Source organism: Crenobacter sp. CS_VA4, assembly GCF_055597485.1.
The window spans coordinates 1-19,158 of the sequence record NZ_JBVMAE010000009.1 but is presented as its reverse complement, the minus strand read 5'-3'; the positions used below and the strand labels follow the sequence as shown (position 1 = coordinate 19,158).

The 19,158-nt window shown below is 63.3% G+C and carries 17 protein-coding genes; 12 read left to right on the top strand and 5 right to left on the bottom strand.

Translation table 11 applies throughout. The features are described from left to right. The first annotated feature begins 13 nt into the window (after window positions 1-13). The 8 genes from ACZ2IA_RS10235 to ACZ2IA_RS10200 all read left to right on the top strand — a co-directional run bounded on the left by ACZ2IA_RS10235 (window position 14) and on the right by ACZ2IA_RS10200 (window position 8,599). Entirely contained in the window at window positions 14-1,282 is a 1,269-nt protein-coding gene (locus ACZ2IA_RS10235) for a P-loop NTPase family protein (protein WP_470292480.1), read from the top strand. Between the two features lie 3 nt (window positions 1,283-1,285). Further along, window positions 1,286-2,596, top strand: coding sequence for a TadA family conjugal transfer-associated ATPase (locus ACZ2IA_RS10230; protein ID WP_470292479.1), 1,311 nt, complete (start codon window positions 1,286-1,288; stop codon window positions 2,594-2,596). Further along, the gene (locus ACZ2IA_RS10225; RefSeq protein WP_470292478.1) at window positions 2,589-3,518 is read left to right on the top strand and encodes a type II secretion system F family protein; all 930 of its coding nucleotides are present in this window, start codon (window positions 2,589-2,591) and stop codon (window positions 3,516-3,518) included. Before ACZ2IA_RS10230 ends, ACZ2IA_RS10225 begins: the two co-directional genes overlap by 8 nt. 16 nt (window positions 3,519-3,534) lie before the next feature. Further along, complete coding sequence (locus ACZ2IA_RS10220) at window positions 3,535-4,509, top strand: type II secretion system F family protein (protein ID WP_470292477.1); 975 nt, start codon at window positions 3,535-3,537, stop codon at window positions 4,507-4,509. After that, complete coding sequence (locus ACZ2IA_RS10215; RefSeq protein ID WP_470292476.1) at window positions 4,506-5,357, top strand: tetratricopeptide repeat protein; 852 nt, start codon at window positions 4,506-4,508, stop codon at window positions 5,355-5,357. Before ACZ2IA_RS10220 ends, ACZ2IA_RS10215 begins: the two co-directional genes overlap by 4 nt. Window positions 5,358-5,557: 200 nt before the next feature. Further along, window positions 5,558-5,914 carry a DUF3613 domain-containing protein gene (locus ACZ2IA_RS10210; protein WP_470292475.1) on the top strand — a complete coding sequence of 119 codons (357 nt, stop codon included), beginning with the start codon at window positions 5,558-5,560 and terminating at the stop codon, window positions 5,912-5,914. Continuing rightward, complete coding sequence (locus ACZ2IA_RS10205; RefSeq protein ID WP_470292474.1) at window positions 5,886-7,649, top strand: TadG family pilus assembly protein; 1,764 nt, start codon at window positions 5,886-5,888, stop codon at window positions 7,647-7,649. Before ACZ2IA_RS10210 ends, ACZ2IA_RS10205 begins: the two co-directional genes overlap by 29 nt. A 236-nt stretch (window positions 7,650-7,885) precedes the next feature. Then, window positions 7,886-8,599 carry a DUF2968 domain-containing protein gene (locus ACZ2IA_RS10200; protein WP_470292473.1) on the top strand — a complete coding sequence of 238 codons (714 nt, stop codon included), beginning with the start codon at window positions 7,886-7,888 and terminating at the stop codon, window positions 8,597-8,599. Window positions 8,600-8,752: 153 nt separating this feature from the next. On the opposite strand, the gene ACZ2IA_RS10195 is transcribed toward ACZ2IA_RS10200, so the two are convergent. Continuing rightward, window positions 8,753-9,343 (bottom strand): uracil-DNA glycosylase family protein, encoded by a 591-nt coding sequence (locus ACZ2IA_RS10195; protein ID WP_470292472.1) that lies wholly within the window; start codon window positions 9,341-9,343, stop codon window positions 8,753-8,755. 102 nt (window positions 9,344-9,445) lie between these two features. On the opposite strand from ACZ2IA_RS10195, the gene ACZ2IA_RS10190 reads away from it, so the two are divergent. Both ACZ2IA_RS10190 and ACZ2IA_RS10185 read left to right on the top strand, forming a co-directional pair. Continuing rightward, window positions 9,446-10,027, top strand: a complete 582-nt coding sequence (locus ACZ2IA_RS10190; protein WP_470292471.1) for a lysophospholipid acyltransferase family protein — start codon at window positions 9,446-9,448, stop codon at window positions 10,025-10,027. A gap of 288 nt (window positions 10,028-10,315) precedes the next feature. Further along, window positions 10,316-13,690: a bifunctional diguanylate cyclase/phosphodiesterase gene (locus tag ACZ2IA_RS10185; protein WP_470292470.1), complete on the top strand. Its 3,375-nt coding sequence runs from the start codon at window positions 10,316-10,318 to the stop codon at window positions 13,688-13,690. 83 nt (window positions 13,691-13,773) lie between these two features. On the opposite strand, the gene ACZ2IA_RS10180 is transcribed toward ACZ2IA_RS10185, so the two are convergent. Then, the gene (locus ACZ2IA_RS10180) at window positions 13,774-14,538 is read right to left on the bottom strand and encodes a tyrosine-protein phosphatase (RefSeq protein ID WP_470292469.1); all 765 of its coding nucleotides are present in this window, start codon (window positions 14,536-14,538) and stop codon (window positions 13,774-13,776) included. A 181-nt stretch (window positions 14,539-14,719) separates the two neighbouring features. Between ACZ2IA_RS10180 and ACZ2IA_RS10175 the strand changes: the two genes are divergently transcribed. Beyond that, the gene (locus tag ACZ2IA_RS10175; RefSeq protein WP_470292468.1) at window positions 14,720-15,097 is read left to right on the top strand and encodes an EamA family transporter; all 378 of its coding nucleotides are present in this window, start codon (window positions 14,720-14,722) and stop codon (window positions 15,095-15,097) included. Window positions 15,098-15,152: 55 nt separating this feature from the next. Here ACZ2IA_RS10175 and ACZ2IA_RS10170 read toward each other — a convergent pair whose 3' ends face one another. From ACZ2IA_RS10170 to ACZ2IA_RS10160, 3 genes are all read right to left on the bottom strand, one after another. Beyond that, a complete protein-coding gene (locus ACZ2IA_RS10170) occupies window positions 15,153-15,593 on the bottom strand; it encodes a hypothetical protein (protein ID WP_470292467.1) in 441 nt (146 codons plus the stop codon). Between the two features lie 71 nt (window positions 15,594-15,664). Continuing rightward, complete coding sequence (locus tag ACZ2IA_RS10165) at window positions 15,665-16,126, bottom strand: CreA family protein (protein ID WP_470292466.1); 462 nt, start codon at window positions 16,124-16,126, stop codon at window positions 15,665-15,667. Further along, window positions 16,123-17,571: an LLM class flavin-dependent oxidoreductase gene (locus ACZ2IA_RS10160; protein WP_470292465.1), complete on the bottom strand. Its 1,449-nt coding sequence runs from the start codon at window positions 17,569-17,571 to the stop codon at window positions 16,123-16,125. Before ACZ2IA_RS10160 ends, ACZ2IA_RS10165 begins: the two co-directional genes overlap by 4 nt. Before the next feature lie 229 nt (window positions 17,572-17,800). Between ACZ2IA_RS10160 and ACZ2IA_RS10155 the strand changes: the two genes are divergently transcribed. Beyond that, window positions 17,801-18,517: a ribosomal protein bL12 gene (locus tag ACZ2IA_RS10155; RefSeq protein WP_470292464.1), complete on the top strand. Its 717-nt coding sequence runs from the start codon at window positions 17,801-17,803 to the stop codon at window positions 18,515-18,517. Window positions 18,518-19,158 lie beyond the last annotated feature (641 nt).

Here is a 19,158-nt window from a genome sequence, read left to right as displayed (position 1 = left end):
GGCGGTGACGCTGATGAATGCAAGAGTCCAGACTCCACCTGATCAGGCGACCAGCGATTATTTCGTTTTCGGATCGTTGTCGACCGAACGATCGCAATGGCTCCAGCACGCGCTCGGCTCCTTGGGTGTGATTGAGGCCGCCTCGTTGGAACTGGCGGCGCTGTTGCAACGGATCGCGATCATTAACCCGTCGCTGGTTTTCATCGATTTTGCCGGGGAAGGGATTGCCAAGGCGGTTGAGGCCGTCGCCGCAGTAAGGCAGTCTTTCGAGGCGCTGCCTATCGTGGCGGTGGGCCTGGCTTCCGAGGGCGGTGGTGCGCTTGCAGCGTTGCGAGCCGGGGTGCGCAACTTCATTGATATCCAGGCCCCTGTCGAAGACGCGGAAAACATTGTTGGCGAACTCTTGGCCGATCTGTCCCATGCGCCGGTGCGACATGGCAAGCTGACCGTTCTTCTGGGCGCCAGGGTCGGCATGGGGGTTAGCACTTTGGCCGCTAATTTGGCGTTGAAGACGCAGCGGCGCGAGCGGCGTATCAACAAGCAGGCGATCCTGATCGATCTGGGATTGCCCGCCGCCGATGGCTTGCTTTACCTCAACAGCCAAGCCGATTTCCACTTTGTGTCGGCGGTGCGGAATCTGCGCCGCTTCGATCAGACCTTCGTTCACACCGCGATTATCCGCCACAGCGGCGGCTTGGCGCTGCTGCCACTCCCTCCTGACCTTGGCGAAATGCGCGAGATCTCGTATTCGGGCGCCATTGGGCTCTTGGGGCGGCTTCGTTCGTTTTTCGACAACCAGTTGATCGATCTTGGCGGATTTACCAATCTGGACTTCATCGCCCAGCTGGTCAGGGCGGCGGATGAGAGCTGGCTGGTCTGCGACCAGAATGTGGCGTCCGTCGTGTCTGCGGTGGAGCTTCTCGAAGCGCTGAAAGAGCGGGAGGTCGACCTGGAAACCCTTCAGCTACTGGTCAACAAATACGATTCGCGGCTTGGTCTTGGGGCCGACCAGATCGCTAAGCGAGTGAACCTGCCCTTGCTTGGTTTGATTCCTGACCGTCGCCAGGCCATTAGCCACGCGGCCAATCAGGGGACAACGTTGGCCGAGATGGCACCTCGGGATCCGTACATCAGGGCGCTCGAGCCATTGCTGTCCCGTCTAATGGTGAGCAAAGAAGTGACCAACGTGTCGAACAAGGAAGTGACCAACGTGCCTCCGGTAGAGAGGCGCTCCCTGATGTCGAGAGTCGGACGATTCATTGCCAAGAAGAGTAGGGGGTAAACCATGGCGAAAGATATCCAGTTTGCCGACGACGCCCTGTCGTTCTCCAATTCGCAGCAATTCCAAGACATCAAGGTCGCTGCTCATGACCATCTACTCAGTCGTATCGAGGAATTGGGTGCGGAGTTTGGGCGGTGGACACGAGGGGAAATCAAGCATTTCGTTGATCAGGAGGTAGGCAACTTTGTCCGGTCTCGCAAGGTGCCGATCAACGAGAGCGAAGTCGGCCTGATTGCTGATGCACTGACCAAGGAATTGGCTGGCTTTGGTCCGTTGGAAGACCTGCTCAACGATGTAGCCGTCGAGGACATTCTGATCAACGGCTACCACGACATCTACGTGTCACGGCATGGCATGCTGCAGCGCGCGGTGGTCCGGTTTAGTGATGATGCACATCTGCTGCGTATCGTCCGTCGGATTCTGGCGCCGCTCGGGCGACGGCTCGATGAGTCGAACCCCATGGTGGATGCCCGGCTGCCCGACGGCGGGCGGCTGAATGTGGTGATCTCGCCGTTATCGATCGATGGGCCAGTGGTCTCGATTCGTAAGTTCCGCAAGGATCCTCTCAAGCCGGCGGATCTTATCCGCTTGGGAACCTTCCACCAGGAAATTGCCGACCTACTGGAGGCGGCGGTGCAGAGCCGTTGCAATATCTTGATCAGTGGCGGGACCAGTTCCGGGAAAACCTCGCTGCTCAACGTACTGGCCGGCTACATTCCGGAGACTGAACGGGTCATTACCATCGAGGATACGGCCGAGCTGTCGCTCAATCACCCGCACGTCGTGCGCCTGGAAAGTCGCCCCGGCGGGTTCGACGGTAACGGGGTTGTCACGATCCGCGATCTGCTCAGGAACAGCTTGCGGATGCGGCCGGATCGCATCGTGGTGGGCGAGGTACGAGGGGGGGAGGTCTTGGAGTTGCTGCAGGCGATGAACACCGGCCACGACGGCTCGATGGGGACCATCCATGCGAGTTCACCGCGCGAATGTCTCTATCGACTCGAAATGCTGGCAGGCTTTGCCGGTTTCCAAGGGAGTGAGTCCAGTCTGCGGCGGCAGATTGCCAATGCGATCGACTTCATCGTCCAGATCGGGCGGCTTCCCAATGGACGCCGGCGCATCTTGTCGATTACCGAGGTCAACGGGATGAGCGACAACATCATCGCCACGCAGGAGTTGTACCGCTACGAGGCGATGGAAGACGTTGAGCACGTCGAGCAGGACAACTGGGTGTCGCTGGGTCTACATCCCCACTCGCCGAAATTGGCGCGTTATCGGCCGACCCCCTCTTTCACCGGCGGCATCCATGTCTAAGCTGGCGCTGCTTGCCGTTAGTGCGGCCTTGTTGCTGGTCGCGCTGGGGATTCTGCTATGGAAACACGCCGCCGAGCGTGCGGTAGAGGATGTGGCGCGGCGCTTCGTCGACAGCCGGCTTGAGCCGGTGGCGGCTCAGCCAAAGGCGGCTGGGGCTGCTGCCGGTACTGGGCCTGTGGCCCCACGGGCGGTGGAGAATTGGCTCAGTCTGCAGCTGAATCGCGCCGGCGTGGTGCGCCCCCGAACCTTCCTGCGAACAGCAGGGTTCGCATTGGGCATTTTTGCGTTGGCCGGTTTTGTGGTTGCGGGCTTTGTGGGTTTGGGCATCGCGCTGCTGGTCGGCGGAGGGCTTGGTGCTTTCGCGTTGTGGCTGCGGATCGCCAAGCGTCACCGCCGGATGGTGCGGCAGTTGCCCAATTACCTTGATGCGATCGTGCGCTTGATCACCATCGGCAACAGCATCCAGTCCGCCTTCCAATCCGCGGTTGCCAACACCGAAGCCCCTCTGCGCGATTGTCTGGAGCAGGTCAATCGCATGCTGCGCTCAGGGCTCGACGTCGACAAAGCGTTGGCACAAGCCGCACAGGCCTACGGGGTGAATGAATTCGTGCTGTTGGCCTCGGTGATGCGCTTGAGTATCAAGTATGGCGGCAGAGCGGACGTGGTGCTCGAGCGGATGGCCGGTTTCATGCGCGACCGCGAACAGGCCGAACGCGAGCTGGTGGCGTTGTCTGCCGAAGTGCGGCTCTCGGCCTGGGTGCTCGGCCTGCTTCCCTTGTTGATGGCCACCTTCATCCTGGCAACCAACGCGAGCTACTTCGCCACCATGTGGCACGATGATTCCGGCAGAAAACTACTGATGGGCGCTTTTGGCCTGCAAGTGTTCGGTAGTTTTCTGCTGTACCGTCTAGCCAAGCTGTGACAAGGGAGGATAGGCGATGAGGTCCGATCTGCTTTTTGTCGTCAGCCTGGTCTTGTTGGCGGTAGCTCTATTGCTGGTCGCGAGCCTGATGCTGTCCAAATCGCGAGTGCATGACAAGGCGGAACGGCTGATCGTACGCGCGGTGGCCGCTCGGGCCGAGCAGCGGCAGCGGGATGGGGGTGTGACTGTCGACGCTCTGGACGAGCCCGGACTGAGGGGGCTGCTTGACCGGCTGGTCAAGCAAGCGGGCCGCTGGCTCGATAACCGTTTGGGGCGAGCGCTGGTCGCGCCCGAAGACCAGCGTCTGATCGAGCTCTGCGGTTTTGTCGACACTCGCAGCCGTGCGGTCTTTTTCTGTGCCCGTCTGGTGTCGGCCTTGTTCATCCCCTTGCTGTGGCTGGCCACGGTGGGACAGGGGCTGCACGGTTCAGGCTTCTGGTTGTGGCTGTTTGCCGTGTTTGCCATCGGTTTTATGTTGCCGAAGTGGCTACTGATACGGGTCGGCAGCCGGCGCAAGGAGGGGATTGCCGACGAGCTGCCACTGTTTGTCGATCTGTTGCGACTGTTGCAGGGGGTGGGCCTTGGCATCGATCAGAGCCTGTTGGTGATCAGCGCTGATTTCCGGACCATCTTGCCGGTGCTGGCCAGCGAATTGGAGATTGCCAATCGGCAGTTTGCGACCGGTCGCTCGCGTGAGCAGTCGTTCCAGCGCCTGGCGACGATTTTTCAGAACGACGACTTGGTCGCAATCACCCGCCTGATCTTGCAGGTTGACCGGCATGGCGGCGCGGTACAAGAGCCGTTGCGGCAGTTCAGCGAACGGTTGCGTGAGAACCGGCGCAGCAATATGAAAGAACGGATCGGCAAGTTGACGGTGAAAATGACCACGGTGATGGTTACAACGCTCTTGCCGGCCTTGCTGATCGTGACCGCCGGGCCAGGGTTCCTGGCGGTGATCCGGTCTTTGGCCAGCCTAGGGGGAAAAGGATGAACGCACGATGGCTACTCGCAGTGGTGTGGAGCAGTTTGCTGCTGGCCGGTTGCGCGAGCAAGTCGGTGAACGGTTATGGGTTTGCGGAGCAGGCCGAGCAGGAAGTCGCACGGCAGCAGGCGGCGGAAAGGACGGCTCCCCCCAATCAGCCGGGCGTCTATCTCTCGCTGATCCAGCAGATGCAGCAGAAGGGGCTGTATTTTGCCTCGCTGGCGCATATCGATGCCTATGAACGGCAGTGGGGCGTCTCTCCGCAGTCGACGCTGTTCCGGGCCGAGGCGCTGCGCTTAACCACACAGCCGGAGCGCAGTGCCGAGTACTACACGAAGCTGCTGAAGACGCCGCTTGGCGCAAGCGGCTACCGTGGCCTGGGTCTGCTGGCCGGGGAGCGGGGCAATTTCGCGGCGGCGGAAAAATCCTTGCAACTGGCGGTCGAACTGGATCCGACCAGTCCCTTGCTGCAGAGCGATCTTGGCTACGCCAGGCTGCGCCTGGGAGACGTGGCGGGCGCACGGGTGCCGATCATGCAGGCGGCCGAGCTGGATCGCAATAACCCGAAAATTCTGAGCAATCTGGCGCTGTTCTTCATGGTGGCGGGGCAGCAGGTCGAGGCCAACCAGTTGATCGAGCGCACCAAGCTGTCACTGGATACCCGGCAGGCCATCTACAAGGAGGCGGCGCTGATTGAAAATAGCACGCGCACCCGAGCCAAGCCGGGACCGACCGCCGCGGTGTTGCCGGGTCCGCTGGTGTCCGATGGTGCGCTGGCGGCCAGCCAGATCGTGGCGCCGCTAGGCGTGCAGCAACATGGGGTTCTCAATGGTTTTCTGGCCCGGATGGGGCAGTAGTGCCGGCCAGTGTCCACCTTGGCCGAAGTCAGTAATCGTTCGTATGAGCCCGTTCAGAATCTGTCGCGAGCGGTCCTCCGCGGGGTGAAGAGCAGCGCAGAAACCGGAGTTTACGTGGGTAAATGAGCGTTTCGAGCCGCGCATAAGCCCCGATCAGGGCCGCGCAGCAAGATTATGAACAGGCTCTAAGGAGTGGCGCTATGTCAGTGATTATGAAGGCTGGATTCGTGATGGCGACGCTGGGTGTCCTGCTTGTCTCATCGTTGGTGCGCGCGGAAGAGCCCCCGGCCGCTAACGTGCCGGCAACAGCGGAGCACCCCGAAGCGGCGCCGGCCAACGATGTTGCATCACAACAAGTGGGCAGTGCCACGGCGGCGTTGCTGGCCTTGCAGCGGGAGGGGGCGGCTAGTCCCAACCGTCTCCCCATGCTCGGCGACGAGGCAACGGCGGCCTATGCACGTTACCTGGACAGCTTTAGCCACAAGATTCCGGCGTTTTTCAGCTCGTGGATGACGAGCGGGGGTGGGAATGCCGGCTCCTCGGGCGGTAGCTACTGAGATGGCGTCGGCCCACCCCCCTGCTGCCGCGCCGTCGCGTCCCCAGGGTGGTGCGGTGGCCGTCATGGCCGTGATCTGGCTGAGCGTGGCGGTCATCCTGCTTGGATCGATCGATATCGGCAATGTGTTTATGGCGCGGCGTGAGTTGCAACGCACTACAGACATGGCGGCGCTGGCCGGGGTGCAGCTGATGGACAGCAGCTGCAGCTTGCCCACCAGCAATGCGACGGCAAACGCCAAGCAGCACGGTTTTGCCACGCAGAGCGGGGACCAGATTACCGTTACCTGCGGACGCTGGGACCCCGCGGTGTATGCCGCTCCCACCTATTTTGCCGCGCAGAACAATGCGTCGTCGAACGCCGTTCAGGTGCATCTGCAGCGCAGTGTGCCGTTCTTCTTTGCGTTTGGCTCGCGCGTGATTACGGCCGATGCCACGGCCAAGGTGACCAACACCGATGCGTTTACGCTCGGTACCGGGGTGGCGAATCTGAGTGGCGGGCTACTGAACTCGCTGTTGAGCTCGCTGGTCGGCGGGAATGTCAATCTCAGCTTGGCCTCCTACAACGGTCTGGCCAACGCTCGCATCAACCTGGCCAGCTTGATGACGCAGTTAAACGTCGGTACCGTCCAGGACTTGCTAGCGACCAATATCAGTATTCAGGACTTTACTCTGGCGATGGCCAAGGTGCTGTCACAGACCGATACCACCTATGTCGGTGCCTTGCAAAGCTTGGCGCTCAGCATTCCCAAGGGGCTGACGGTGAATCTGGGCAACACCTCGGCGGTGCCAGGGGTGTTACAAGTGGACGCTTCGAATCCGAATGCCGCATTGAGTGCGTCGATCGGGGTGCTGGATGCGGTGATGGTGGCCGCCGAAGTGGCACAGGCAGGCAAATCGCCTGTCACTCTCGATTCGAACCTTATCAATTTGAGCCCGCTGGCTTCGGTGACGGTGAAGGCAAAAATCATTCAGCCGCCGGTGTTGGCGGCGGGGGAGCCCGGGCTTGATGCACATGGGGTGCCACGGACTAGCGCGCATGCCGCCCAGGTTCGCCTTTTTCTTGGTGTTCAACTGTTAGGCGCGGGGCCCTCTGCCGGCGGGTACTCTTTCTCGGCGCTCAACCTCCCCCTGGCACTCGAAGCCGGACAAGGGACGGCCTGGCTGCAGAGTATCCAGTGCACCACTGATCCAAAGACCAGTGTGGCTAAAATCAGCGTTCAGCCCGGCATCGCGGCCGCGTGCATAGGCGATGATGCGGAAGCCAGCCTGACGAACAATACGGCCAAGTTGTCTTGTAACCAACCCGCCACGATCACGTCCGTGCCCGGACTGATCACTATCCAGGTGAAGTCGCCGACCGGGCAGGGGCTCAACCTTAGCATTGACACCGGCTCCCCCGATTTGCTGAGCTTCAATGCGGTAGTCGGTGATGCAGATGATTACCAGACGGCGAACTCGAACAATGTCGGCCAAGTGCTGAGCAATGTGACCAGCCAGCTGCTCAGTGGCGTACTCAGCTCCCTGCATCTCAATCTGCTGTTCGTTGATATTTTGGGGCTGACCAATGGTCTGCTGGGTCTCCTGAAGCCGATTTTGCAGACTGCTCTGACCCCTGTGTTCAACTTGCTATCGGCGGCACTCGTTCCACTGCTGCAGCTACTGGGTGTGCAACTTGGCTACAGCACGGTGCATAACCTCTCGCTCAGCTGCGGCCAGGGGCAGCTGGTGTATTGAGGGCGGGGCGGCGTGCTGCTCATTGCGCGACAATGACATTTTGTGTGAGGCAAAGGCTCTTTTCAGATGTGATGGGCAAAAGACGCGGGGAACCACAAGATTCAGTGTCGGAGTTGCCGCAATTATGGAAAAATAGCGCTCAGCAGACGGTTGTTAATGACAAGAAAATGGTGCATAAACCCAGGTGGGATTGCCGCTACCATAAACAGAACGAGCGTTGGAGCCTGGAATACGGAATGGAACAGAAGACCTACAAAGCGGGAGCTGCGCTGGCCTTGGCCGCGCTGTTGATGGTTGGGGGAGTAGGGAAGGCCTTGGCCGATGATGTCGTGTCGGAGGCTCCGCCCACGGTGTCCTCGGGCGCCAATGCCGGCTCGACGGTGCTGTTCGGCCAACAGGTGCCGCCGTCTACGCAGCGACAGCCGCCAGCATCGGCGATGGCGGGCAGCACGGTACAGGAATTGCAGCAGCTGGTGAAGTCCAACGCACTATTCGAGCTGCGCACCTCCTATAACGGCAGCTTCGGGGCGAGCCTGCTGTTCTACCCACGCGAGATGAGCTACTACGTGGCGATGTTCCAGCAGAAGAACTTCTGGCGCGTGGTAAAGACGCAGAACGAAGCGCGGGCCGAGGCGATCTTCGCCGGCTTCACCAAGGAAACCCAGTCGCTGGCCGAGGTGGAGATTCGCCGCGCCAAGCTGGAGGCGCAGAAGGAGTACACCGAGCGGATGCTCACGTCGACTGAAGGGCGCTTGAACCAGCTGTGGGCCGATCAGACGATCCAGCGCCAGAGCCAGCAGCAGGCCGCGGCCAAGCAGAAGGTCGCGCGTGAACAGGCGGCGGCGCTCGACAGTGAACGCCGTACAGCACAGACCAAGCTCGACAGCATGCGTCGTCAGATTCGCCTGCTGGAAGAGCAGAACGCCCAGGGCCTACCGCCCGCTCCCTGATCGTCCTTTTCTTCAAAAGCCAACGGCACCGATACGGTGCCGTTGGCTTTTTGTCGTTTTGCGTGTGTAGTCAGGGCGCTCGGTTTGCTCCGTCATGCAGTCGACGGCCAGCAAGGCCGTGGACATAGAGGGAGCGCTGGGCGAGCGCCGCCATTATCCATCAGTCATCGCGTGCCGCACCGCGTCGCGCAACGCCGGCAATGTCTCTTCGGCAAACCACGGGTTGCGGGCGAACCAGCCGGCATTGCGCGGGCTGGGGTGGGGCAGCACGAACTGCGCTGGCAGGTAGTCACTCCAGGCGCGCACCGTGTCGGTCAGGGTTTTCTCTCGCCGCTCTCCCAAGTGCCAGGCCTGGGCGTACTGGCCGATCAGCAAGGTCAGTCGCACCTCGGGCAGCTCGGCCAACAGGCGCCGGCGCCATAGGGCGGCGCATTCCGGGCGGGGCGGGGCGTCGCCGCTGCCTTTCTTGCCGGGGTAGCAGAAGCCCATCGGGACGATGGCGACCCGGGCCGGGTCGTAAAAGGTGGCGCGGTCGATGCCGAGCCAGTCGCGCAGCCGGTCGCCGGAAGGGTCGTTGAATGGAATGCCGGTGGCGTGCACCCGGGTCCCCGGGGCCTGGCCGACGATCAGTAGCCGGGCGGTTCGGCCGGCCTGCACGACAGGCCGGGGGCCGAGCGGCAGAACGGCCTCGCAGTGGCGGCAGGCGCGTATAGCGTTGAGAAGCAGGTCGAGTGTGGAGGCCATGCATGAGCAGACGGTGGACGGGACGGGCAGTTCCGCCGTTCGGCGCGTAGGGTGACGCGGGGAACATGCTAGACTGCCGGCCATTTTGCGAACGGGTATCCGATGCATTTTACGATTTTTGACACGCCGCTGCTGGGCGGGCTGCTGGCCGCGTTGGCGCGGGCCTTGCTGCGCTGGCGTGGTTGGCAGATCAGCGGCCACTTTCCGGCACTGCCCAAGTACGTGCTGATCGGCGCGCCGCATACCAGCAACTGGGATTTTCCATTGACGCTGGGCATCTGCTTCGCGCTGCGTGCGAAGATCTACTGGATGGGTAAGGACAACCTGTTTCGCGGGCCGCTCGGGCCGGTGATGCGCTGGTTGGGTGGCATTCCGGTGTCGCGCAGCCGCTCGAGCAGCCTGGTGCAGCAGATGGTCGAGGTGTACCAGCGCAATCGCGAGCTGGTGGTGGCGATCGCGCCGGAGGGGACGCGCGGCCACGTTACCGAATGGAAAACCGGCTTCTACCACATCGCCCGTGGTGCCGGCGTGCCGGTGGTGCTGGGCTTTCTCGACTACCGACGCAAGACCGGCGGCATCGGCCCGGTGTTCTATCCGAGCGGTGATCTGGAGCGCGATCTCGCCGAGATCCGCGCGTTCTACGACGGCATCGAGGGGCGACACCCGGTGCGTAATGTCGACTAGAGTGTGGGCAACATGGTGACGGCGCGGACTAAACTCCGCGCCGTTTTGCCGTCTGGCGGCGGATCCGACAGGGGCTATGTCGGGAGGCGGCCGGGATTGGGCTTGCCAAAAGCATCGAAAGGGCCAATGAGCGCCGTCAGGCGGGTGACTTTCAAGTAGATGGTGAGCTACAACAAATAAGTAAACCGGTTTCAGAAAAGGCCGGGAGTAGTTATTTGTCAAAGAGGGCGGGCGCTCGTTGACCTACGGCGCCGGCGCTTGCCGACTTTCTTGAAAGGGTTCCCGTCCATGACCTGGCGCAGCGAGTTGGTGCCGCAAGCCCCCCTGTCGCTTCCCGGCTTGTCGTTCCCGCGCATCCTGACCGTGGCGCTCGCCTACTGCGGGGCGGCGCACGTCGGCCTGACGCTGTCCTATTACGGCTCGGCGGTGACGCTGGTGTGGCCGCCATCGGGCATCGCGGTGGCGGCGCTCTTGGTGTGGGGGCGACGTTACGGCCTGGGGGTGTACCTGGGTGGGTTACTGACCAATCTGTCGATAGGGTACGCCTTGCCGCTGGCGTTTGTGTTGCCGCTGGGCGGCATGACCGGTGCGGTGGTCGCGGTGACGCTGTTGCAGCGCATGGCGTTTCGGCCAACCTTTTCGCGCATCACCGACGTGCTGGCGCTGTTGTTGGCCAGCGGGGTGGGGACGGTGGTGCCGGCGAGCTTCGGCATCGGCGTCTTGGAAGAGGTCGGCATTCTGACGCCGGCACAGTGGGTCGCGAGCTGGCAGAGCTGGTGGGTGGGCGATGTGGTCGGCATCTTGCTGGTGACGCCGTGGCTGCTGACCTTGCGTCATAGCCAGGTCGGCCGCAAGGTGCGGACGATGCTGCTCGAGGCGTTGCTGCTGGGGTTGGCGCTGCTGACCTTGCTGGCCGGGCTGTTTGCCGGCCTGGCCGAGCCGTCGGAGCAGCGCTTCTTTCTGGTGCTGCTGTATTTTCCGCTGCTGGTGTGGGGGGCGATCCGCTTTGGCGGCTGGGTGACCACCACGATGACCATGCTGGTGTCGGCGTTGGCGATCCTGGCGGTGTCGTTGGCGATCGGGCCGTTTTACCAGGAAGATCAGCAACAAGGGCTGTTGTTGCTGTCGGCCTTCCTGCTGGCTTCGTCGTTGGTCGGCCTGGTGGTGATGGCGCTGCAGGCCAAGCTGGAGCAGTTCGTCAGCGAGCTGCGTCGCCAGTCGGACATCATCACCCGCTCGCCGGCGGTGGCACTATTGGGGCGGCCGGCGCAGGGAGTCAGTTACATCAGCGACAACATTCGTTCCTGGGGCTATCTGCCGACGCAGTTGCTGGCCGGTCAGCCGAGTTACGAGGCGCTGGTCCACCCCGACGACCGGCGCCATTTTCGCGCTATCCGCGAGCGGCACCTGTCGGTCGGGCCGGACGAGTTCGCCCAGGAATACCGTATCCGCCACGTCGACGGCCACTGGCTGTGGGTGGACGATCGCACCTGGCTGGAGCGCAACGCGCGCGGCGAGGTGGTCGGCCTCTACAGCACGGTGCTTGACATCACCGAGCGCAAGGAGCAGGAAGCGCGACGCCACGAGATGGACTTGCGCCTGCAGAAGCTGACCGCACAGCTGCCCGGTACAGTCTATCAGTTCCGCCTGCTGGCGGACGGCCGGGCCTGTGTGCCCTACGTCAGCGAGGGCATCGCCGAGCTGTGCGGGGTGACGCCGGATGAGGTCCGCGAAGACGCGCGGGTGTTGTTCCGCATGGTGCACCCCGAGGACAAGGGGGCGGTGATCGGCTCGCTGCGCGAGTCGGGCGACAGCCTGCAGCAGTGGCGCCACGAATACCGGATCTGCTGGCCGAAAGGCTTCACTCGCTGGCTGTACGCCTGCGCCAACCCGGAGCGCAGCGACGATGGCAGCATCCTGTGGCACGGCTTCATCACCGACATCACCGAACGCAAGCAGGTGGAAAGCATGCTGCGCCAATCGGCGGCGGTGATCGACAGCATGCGCGACAGCGTGGTGATCTTCGATCTCGACGGTACCGTACTGGCGGTGAACCGGGCGTTTACCGACATCACCGGCTACCGCGAGCGCGAAGTGCTCGGCCAGGCCGCCGGGCAGCTGTTGCAGACCGACCTGCACGACCGGGATTTCTTCCGCCGGCTGTGGCGGGGGCTCAAGCGCCGCGGCAGCTGGCAGGGCGAAATCTGGAACCGGCGCAAGAATGGCGAGGTGTTCCCCTGCTGGCTGACCGTCACCACCGTGTTCAACCAACAGGGCGCGCCGTTGCGCTATGTCGGCGTGTGCGCCGACATCAGCCTGGCCAAGCAGTCCGAAGCCAGCCTGAAGCAGTTGGCGCACTTCGACCCGCTGACCGCGCTGCCCAACCGCGTGCTGGTGCGTGCCCGGCTGGAAGAGGCGCTCGGCCGGGCCGAGCGCAGCGTCAGCCAGGTCGGCGTGCTGTTCATCGACCTCGACCGCTTCAAGATCGTCAACGACAGCCTCGGCCACACGGTGGGCGACGAGCTGCTGGTCGAGGTGACCAAGCGGCTGAAGGTGCGGCTGCGCAGCGGCGACACGCTCGGCCGGCTGGGCGGCGACGAGTTCTTGCTGGTGATGGAGCCGCTCGGCACACCGCAGGACGCCGCTACGTTGGCCGAAAGCCTGATTGAGATTCTCCAGACGCCGTTCCAGCTGGGCGGCGGCCACGAGGTGTTCATCGGCGCCAGCATCGGCATCAGCGTCTACCCGAGCGACGGCCTCAACCCCACCGACTTGCTGCGCAACGCCGACACGGCGATGTACCAAGCCAAGGACGGCGGGCGCAACCGCTTCTGCTTCTACACCGCCGACATGAACGACGATGCGGTGGCCAAGCTGGACATGGAAAAGGCGCTGCGCCAAGCCATCGCCCGCGAGCAGCTGGTGCTGTACTACCAGCCCAAGGTCGATCTGAAGACCGGCCGGGTGGCCGGTGCCGAGGCGCTGCTGCGCTGGCAGCGCGATGACGGCGAGCTGGTCGCGCCCGGCCAGTTCATTCCCTTGGCCGAAAAGTCCGGGCTGATCCTGCCGATCGGCAGCTGGGTGATCGACAGCGCCTGCCGCCAGATTCGCCGCTGGATCGAGCAGGGCGTCGGCGAAGTCAAGGTGGCGGTCAACGTGTCGGCGCGGCAGTTCCACAACGGCGACCTGGTCGAGCAAGTGGCGGAGGCGCTGCGTCAGCACGCGGTGCCGGCGCGCTGCCTGGAGCTGGAACTGACCGAAAGCATGCTGATGGAGGCGCCCGACAAGGCGGTGAAGCTGCTGGTCGCCCTGAAGAAGCTCGGCGTGCAGTTGTCGCTCGACGACTTCGGCACCGGCTATTCGAGCCTGGCCTATCTGAGCCGTTTTCCGTTCGACCAGCTCAAGATCGACCGCTCGTTCGTGGTCGATCTCGACAACAAGCCCGAAGCCGTAGCGATCGCCACCACCATCATCGTGCTGGCGCACCGGATGGGCCTGCTGGTGGTGGCCGAAGGGGTGGAAAGCGAGGCGCAGCTCGAGTTTATGCGGCTGCACGATTGCGACCTGATCCAGGGCTACTGCTTCAGCCGGCCGGTGCTGCCGGCCGCGCTGGTGCGGCTGATGCAGGAGCCGCGGCTGGAGCCGTTTTCGGCCAACGTTTGAGGTTGGATCAGCCCTGTTGTCTGGGCGAAAGAAAAGGCGTCCCGCTCGGGACGCCTTTTTCCATTGCGCGGTGGGCGGTGGCGTCAGGCCGGCACCAGGAAGCGTGCCTGCAGCGCGGTGCGGTCGATGCCCAGCCCTTCGTCGAGATAGCGGCCGAGATTGCCCCAGCGCACCTCGATCTCGGCAAACGCCGCCTGCAGATAGCCGGCGCGCACCGTCAGCAGCGGTTCGAGCTGGGCCAGCGTGACGCCGTAGGGGGCGAAGCGCGCGGCGATGCGCTCGTTCAGCGTGGCGAGCGAGGCATTTGATGCCAGGTAGTCCTGCTCGATGACGTCGGCCGGCACCTGCAGCGCGGCGAGCAGCAGCGCGGCGGCGAGGCCGGTGCGGTCTTTGCCGGCGGTGCAGTGGAACAGCACGCCGTCCGGTGCGGCGGCCAGCCCCTGGAAGAATTGGCGGTAGTGCAGGGTGAAGTCGGCGACCAGCGAGCGGTAGATCGCCGGCATCAGCGCGTCGAGCGCCGCGGTGTCGCCGCTTTTGAGCTGCTGCAGGATCGCGGTCGGATCGAAGCTGCCCTGCAGGATCGGGATGGCGTGCAGCCGGGTTGCCGCAGACAGCCGGTCCGGCGCCTGCTGCTGTTCCGACTCGGCGCGCAGGTCGAACACGGTGTGGATGCCGAGCGCCTCGAGCGTCTGCCTGTCGCGGTCGGACAGTTGGGACAGCTCGCCGGAGCGGAACAGCACGCCGCGCTTCACCCGACGGCCCAGTAGCGTCGGCAGCCCGCCGAGGTCACGGAAATGGGTTTGTCCGTCGAGGACGAAGGCAGGAGCAGTAGATTGGCCGAAGGGCATCGTGTTGGTCGTGGCGGGCGAAGGAAAGCATCAAGAGTAAGCCAAGGCGCGGCGTTTGACGACCGACGCGCGGATACTGGCGGCGGGGGTGTCGCGGCGCGGCGTCAACTGGATAGGGTTCGACGGTTAAAGAGGAGACGGCCAGCAGGCCGATATCGATGACTCACTTCGGGAGTCGTGCATGAATTTTCCGGCATGGCTGCCGTACGCATGCGGCTCGGCCTTGTTCGCCGGGATGACGGCGATCCTCGGCAAGCTGGGCGTGGCGGGGATGAACCGCAACCTGGCCACCTTCATACGCACCATCGTCATCCTGTCCGTCACCGCGGCGATCCTGTCGCTGCGCCGCGAATGGCAGTTGCCGGACAACCTGCCGCCCAAGCCGCTGACCTTCCTGGTGCTGTCCGGCGTCGCCACCGGCTTGTCCTGGCTGTGCTACTACCGCGCGCTGCAGCTGGCGCCGGTGGACAAGCTGAGCGTGGTGTTCGCCATCGTGCTGGGCGTGATGTTGCTCGGCGCGGCGCTGATCGTGGCCGGCGTGATGGTGCTGGCGTTCTAAACGATTCGGCCAACCTTGCGGGTTGGCCGAAAGCATGTGGTGGCACCTGTGGCGATCAGGCGAGGGCGGCGAAGCGATTCACCACCCGGCAGCGCGACGGCCGGCCCGATTCGACCTTGCGCAGCAGCCAGTAGCCGTACGCCTGCGTGACGAAGAAGAAAAACTCGAAGCCGGCAAACAGCCACACCACCGGGCTGTTGCCGTGACCGAGCAGGTAATAGAGTTGCCAGGTGAAGAACAGCGCCCGGCCGATCGCATCGAACAGACCGTAGACAGGCTCCGGTCGCCAGATGCGCAGCAGCGACCACACCACCACGATGCTGCCGAGCAGGTTGGCGAACAGCACGTGGATCGGTTGGAACGGCGGCAGCGGGGAAATCTGGCTGAGCATCTGGTGCACCAGCGCGAAGGTCCACGGGGTGGCAAACGGCGCGGTGACGAGCAGGTCGTAGATCGCGCTGCCGCGTACCAGCTGGCGATAGCGTTGGTCGAGCATGGTGTTCCTTTCAGTCGGCAAAGGTCTCTATTAGGTAGAGCGAAATCAGGGTGAGTCTGGCTCTGCGGCGCTTACTTGAGCGGAATCTTCTGGCCGGTGACCGGCACGGCGGTGATCGCGTTGTCGGGGCTGCCCTCGACCAGCTTGTCCGAATAGGTGACGTAGGCGAGGGTGTTGCGCTTGCTATCGACCAGCCGTACCACCCGCACATGCTTGAAGACCAGCGAGGCGCTCTGCTTGAACACCTCTTCCTGCTTCGGCAACGGCTTGGCGAAGCTGATCGGGCCTATCTGGCGACAGGCCACCGAGAAGCGCGACGGGTCCTTGGCCAGGCCGACCGCGCCCTTGTAGCCGCCGGTCTTGGCGCGCGACACATAACAGGCCACACCCGCCACCGACGGGTCGTCGAACGCCTCGACCACCACCTTGTCGTTCGGGCTGAGCAGATGGAAGGTGGTCGACACCTCGCCGATCTCTTCGGCGTGGGCCGGCAGGGCAAGCGCGAGCAACAGCAGGCTGAGAGCGGCTTTCATGATGAATCCTTGAGCGACTGAGAGTGACGGGGCGAGCCACCGATCCGGCAGTGTGCCTTCGTTGAATGACGATACCATGGTGTGGCGACGATTTCAGCCGGTTCGGCCGACGTCTGTCGGCATGCACGAAGCCCCTGGTTCCGGTCGGAACCAGGGGCTTCGTCGCGATGTGATCCGGTCAGCCGCTCAGGCCGCCGCGCCGCTGCAGCTCCGGGATCACCCGATCGACGAATGCCTCGAGTCCGTGCGGCAGCGTCGGGGGCGAGGATGTTGAAGCCGTCGGCGGCCTCGTCGTCGAACCAGTGCTGCAGCTGGTCGGCGATGCTCTGTGGCGTGCCGATCACGGTACGGTGGCCACGCGCCGCGGCGACGCGCTGGTAGAGCTCGCGCAGCGTCAGGTTTTCGCGGCGGGCCAAGTCGACGAACAACTGCTGGCGGCTCTGCCAGCCTTCGGTCGGAGGCAGATCCGGCAGCGGGCCGTCGAGCGGGCAGCCAGACAGGTCGTGGCCGACCAGGCCGGACAACAGGCCGATACCGACCGCCGGGTCGATCAGCGCCTGCAGTTCTTCAAATTTCTCCTGCGCTTCCTGTTCGGTTCGCCCCACCACCGGCAGCACGCCCGGCAGGATCTTGACGCTGTCGGCGGCGCGGCCGTGGGCGACGACGCGTGCCTTCAGGCCGCGGTAGAACGTCTGCGCGCCTTCCAGCGTCTGCTGGGCGGTGAACACCAGTTCGGCGGTAGCGGCCGCTAGCTCCTGGCCGTCTTCCGACGAGCCGGCCTGCACGATCACCGGGTAGCCCTGCACAGGCCGGCCGGTCTGCAGCGGGCCGCGCACCGAGAAGAACTCGCCTTCGTGATTGAGCGGGTGCAGCTTGGCCGGGTCGAAGAACTGGCCGTTCTCTTTGTCGAACAGATACGGCTCGTCTTCCCAGCTGTCCCATAGGCCCTTGACCACGTCGACGTATTCGGCGGCGCGCCGGTAGCGCTCCTGGTGCGGCAGTTGCTCTTTCAGGCCGAAATTCTGCGCCTCCCAGTCGGTGCCCGAGGTGACCAGGTTCCAGCCGGTGCGCCCGCCGGACAGGTGGTCGAGCGTGGCGAACTTGCGTGCCAGGTGGTAGGGCGGCAGGTAGGTCGCCGACACGGTCGCGACCAGGCAGATCCGCTCAGTGACGCCGGCGAGCGCCGCGAGCAGGGCCAGCGGTTCAAAATGGTAGGACAGGCCGCCACGGCTCAACTGGCTGGACAGGGCGGCCGGCAAGCCGACGTTGTCGGCGAAGAACAGCGCATCGAACAGCCCGCGTTCGGCCAACTGCGCCAACTGTTTGAAGTGAGTAAAGCGGACCGCGCCACTCGGGCCGACGTCGGGGTGGCGCCAGGCGGCCAGATGGTGGCCGACCCCCATCAGGAAGGCGCCGAGGTGGAGTTGTCGTGGTGATTGGCTCATGCCGTAGATCCTGTCGATAAGTAATCCCGGTGGTACTCGTTCGGGTGGGCTATTAATGCGGGTGGAATAACAGTAGCAGAGCCGTTAGGTAGCCAAAAATGATGTAAATCTATTTGAATAATCGATATCGATCTAATGGGTGGAGGGAGGCTTAGGCTAATCCCTCGGTGAGTGAAAAAAATAATGCCTATTTCCGTAAATAATCCTTAAAAATCCATCGACTCATGCCATGAACTGCACCGATCTCGCCGTTGTGTCGGCTGCTATAGTCAGTGCTAGAACTTCCTTCCTAATTGCCGCCGAGAAAATCAAGGCAATGCCGCGATTTGTTCACGACGCTAAATTAGGAAATCGAGGCGGTAGGTTTTCAAACCTGGATAGATCGAGCGATCGCATGGACAAGCGATTGGGTCAGTGGCTTATGTGGATCGGCATCGGCTCTCAGCTGCTGCCGGTGCTGGGCATCGGTGCTCCGCTACGCGTCCTGTTCGGAGACGGTCAGGCCGCGGTCGGCGTGCTGATGTCGGTGCTTGGCGGCTTCCTGTCCGGGCTGGGCGCGGTGAAGGCGCAAACCGCCCCGGCGCAAGCCGCGGAGCCGCCCCGCCACGATGTCGCCGTAACACCGACGCCGCCCCCACGGCCCACCCCGACTGCGGAGAAAAAGCCCGTTACACGGCAGCCTGCCCCCGTTGAGAAACCGCCGAAGAAACCGACCGCTCGGCCAAGTGCGAAAACGCAGTACCGCATCGTCCTGGTGAACGCTGGGCTGCGCAAGATCCAGGTGGTTCGGGAGGTGCGAGCGTTGACCGGCTTGGGGCTGATCGAGGTGATCGATCTTGTGGACGCAGCGCCCACGGCGATCATTAAGGAAAACGTTTCGGCAACGGAAGCCGGTGCGATCAAGGCCCGGCTAGAGGCACTGGGGGCTACCGTCGAGCTGCGATAGCGGGTTGAGCAAGACCCGGCGGGGCCGCGCATCGGCTTTGACGCGAAAGCGGAGTTTGAGGAGCTCAAATTGAGCCGGATTGGACCGATCGTCAGGCTAGTGGCCTTCGTGGCGATGTGGCTCGTGCTGCTCACCGGCAGCCCGAGCTTATTCGCGCAGAGCATAGACGCCTGCTCGCTGGTACCACCCAGTGACGTCCTGGCTATCCCGCGGGTGCGCATGGACAGCCGGTATTTGGCTGACATGGGAGCCAGCGCGGCCAAGGAGGGATGTGGTACGACATACTCGGGGCCTTCGACACGGTTATTTGGCCTAGGCCTAAATCTATACGTTTTTTCGGATGCAAATTCCGCGAATCAACTACTGGTCGAGCGGCGCAACCCGACTCTGAGCAACTCGCTTCATACCAACTGCTCCAGTTGGAGCCCAGAGGCCAATCTAGGCCAGGCGGGAGGTGGTTTCAGGGGCACGTGCCCTAGCCCACAATACAACGGCGAGCAAACCACCTACCTCCTATTCGCGCGTGGTGTGTGTGTAGGGGAGGGGGTGGGCCTGGCGGTTGATGCCTCTGCGCTTCAGTCGAAGGCGCAGCAGTTGGACCAGGCCATGCAAGGAGCTGCGTTTTGCAAGGCCCCGTCCGC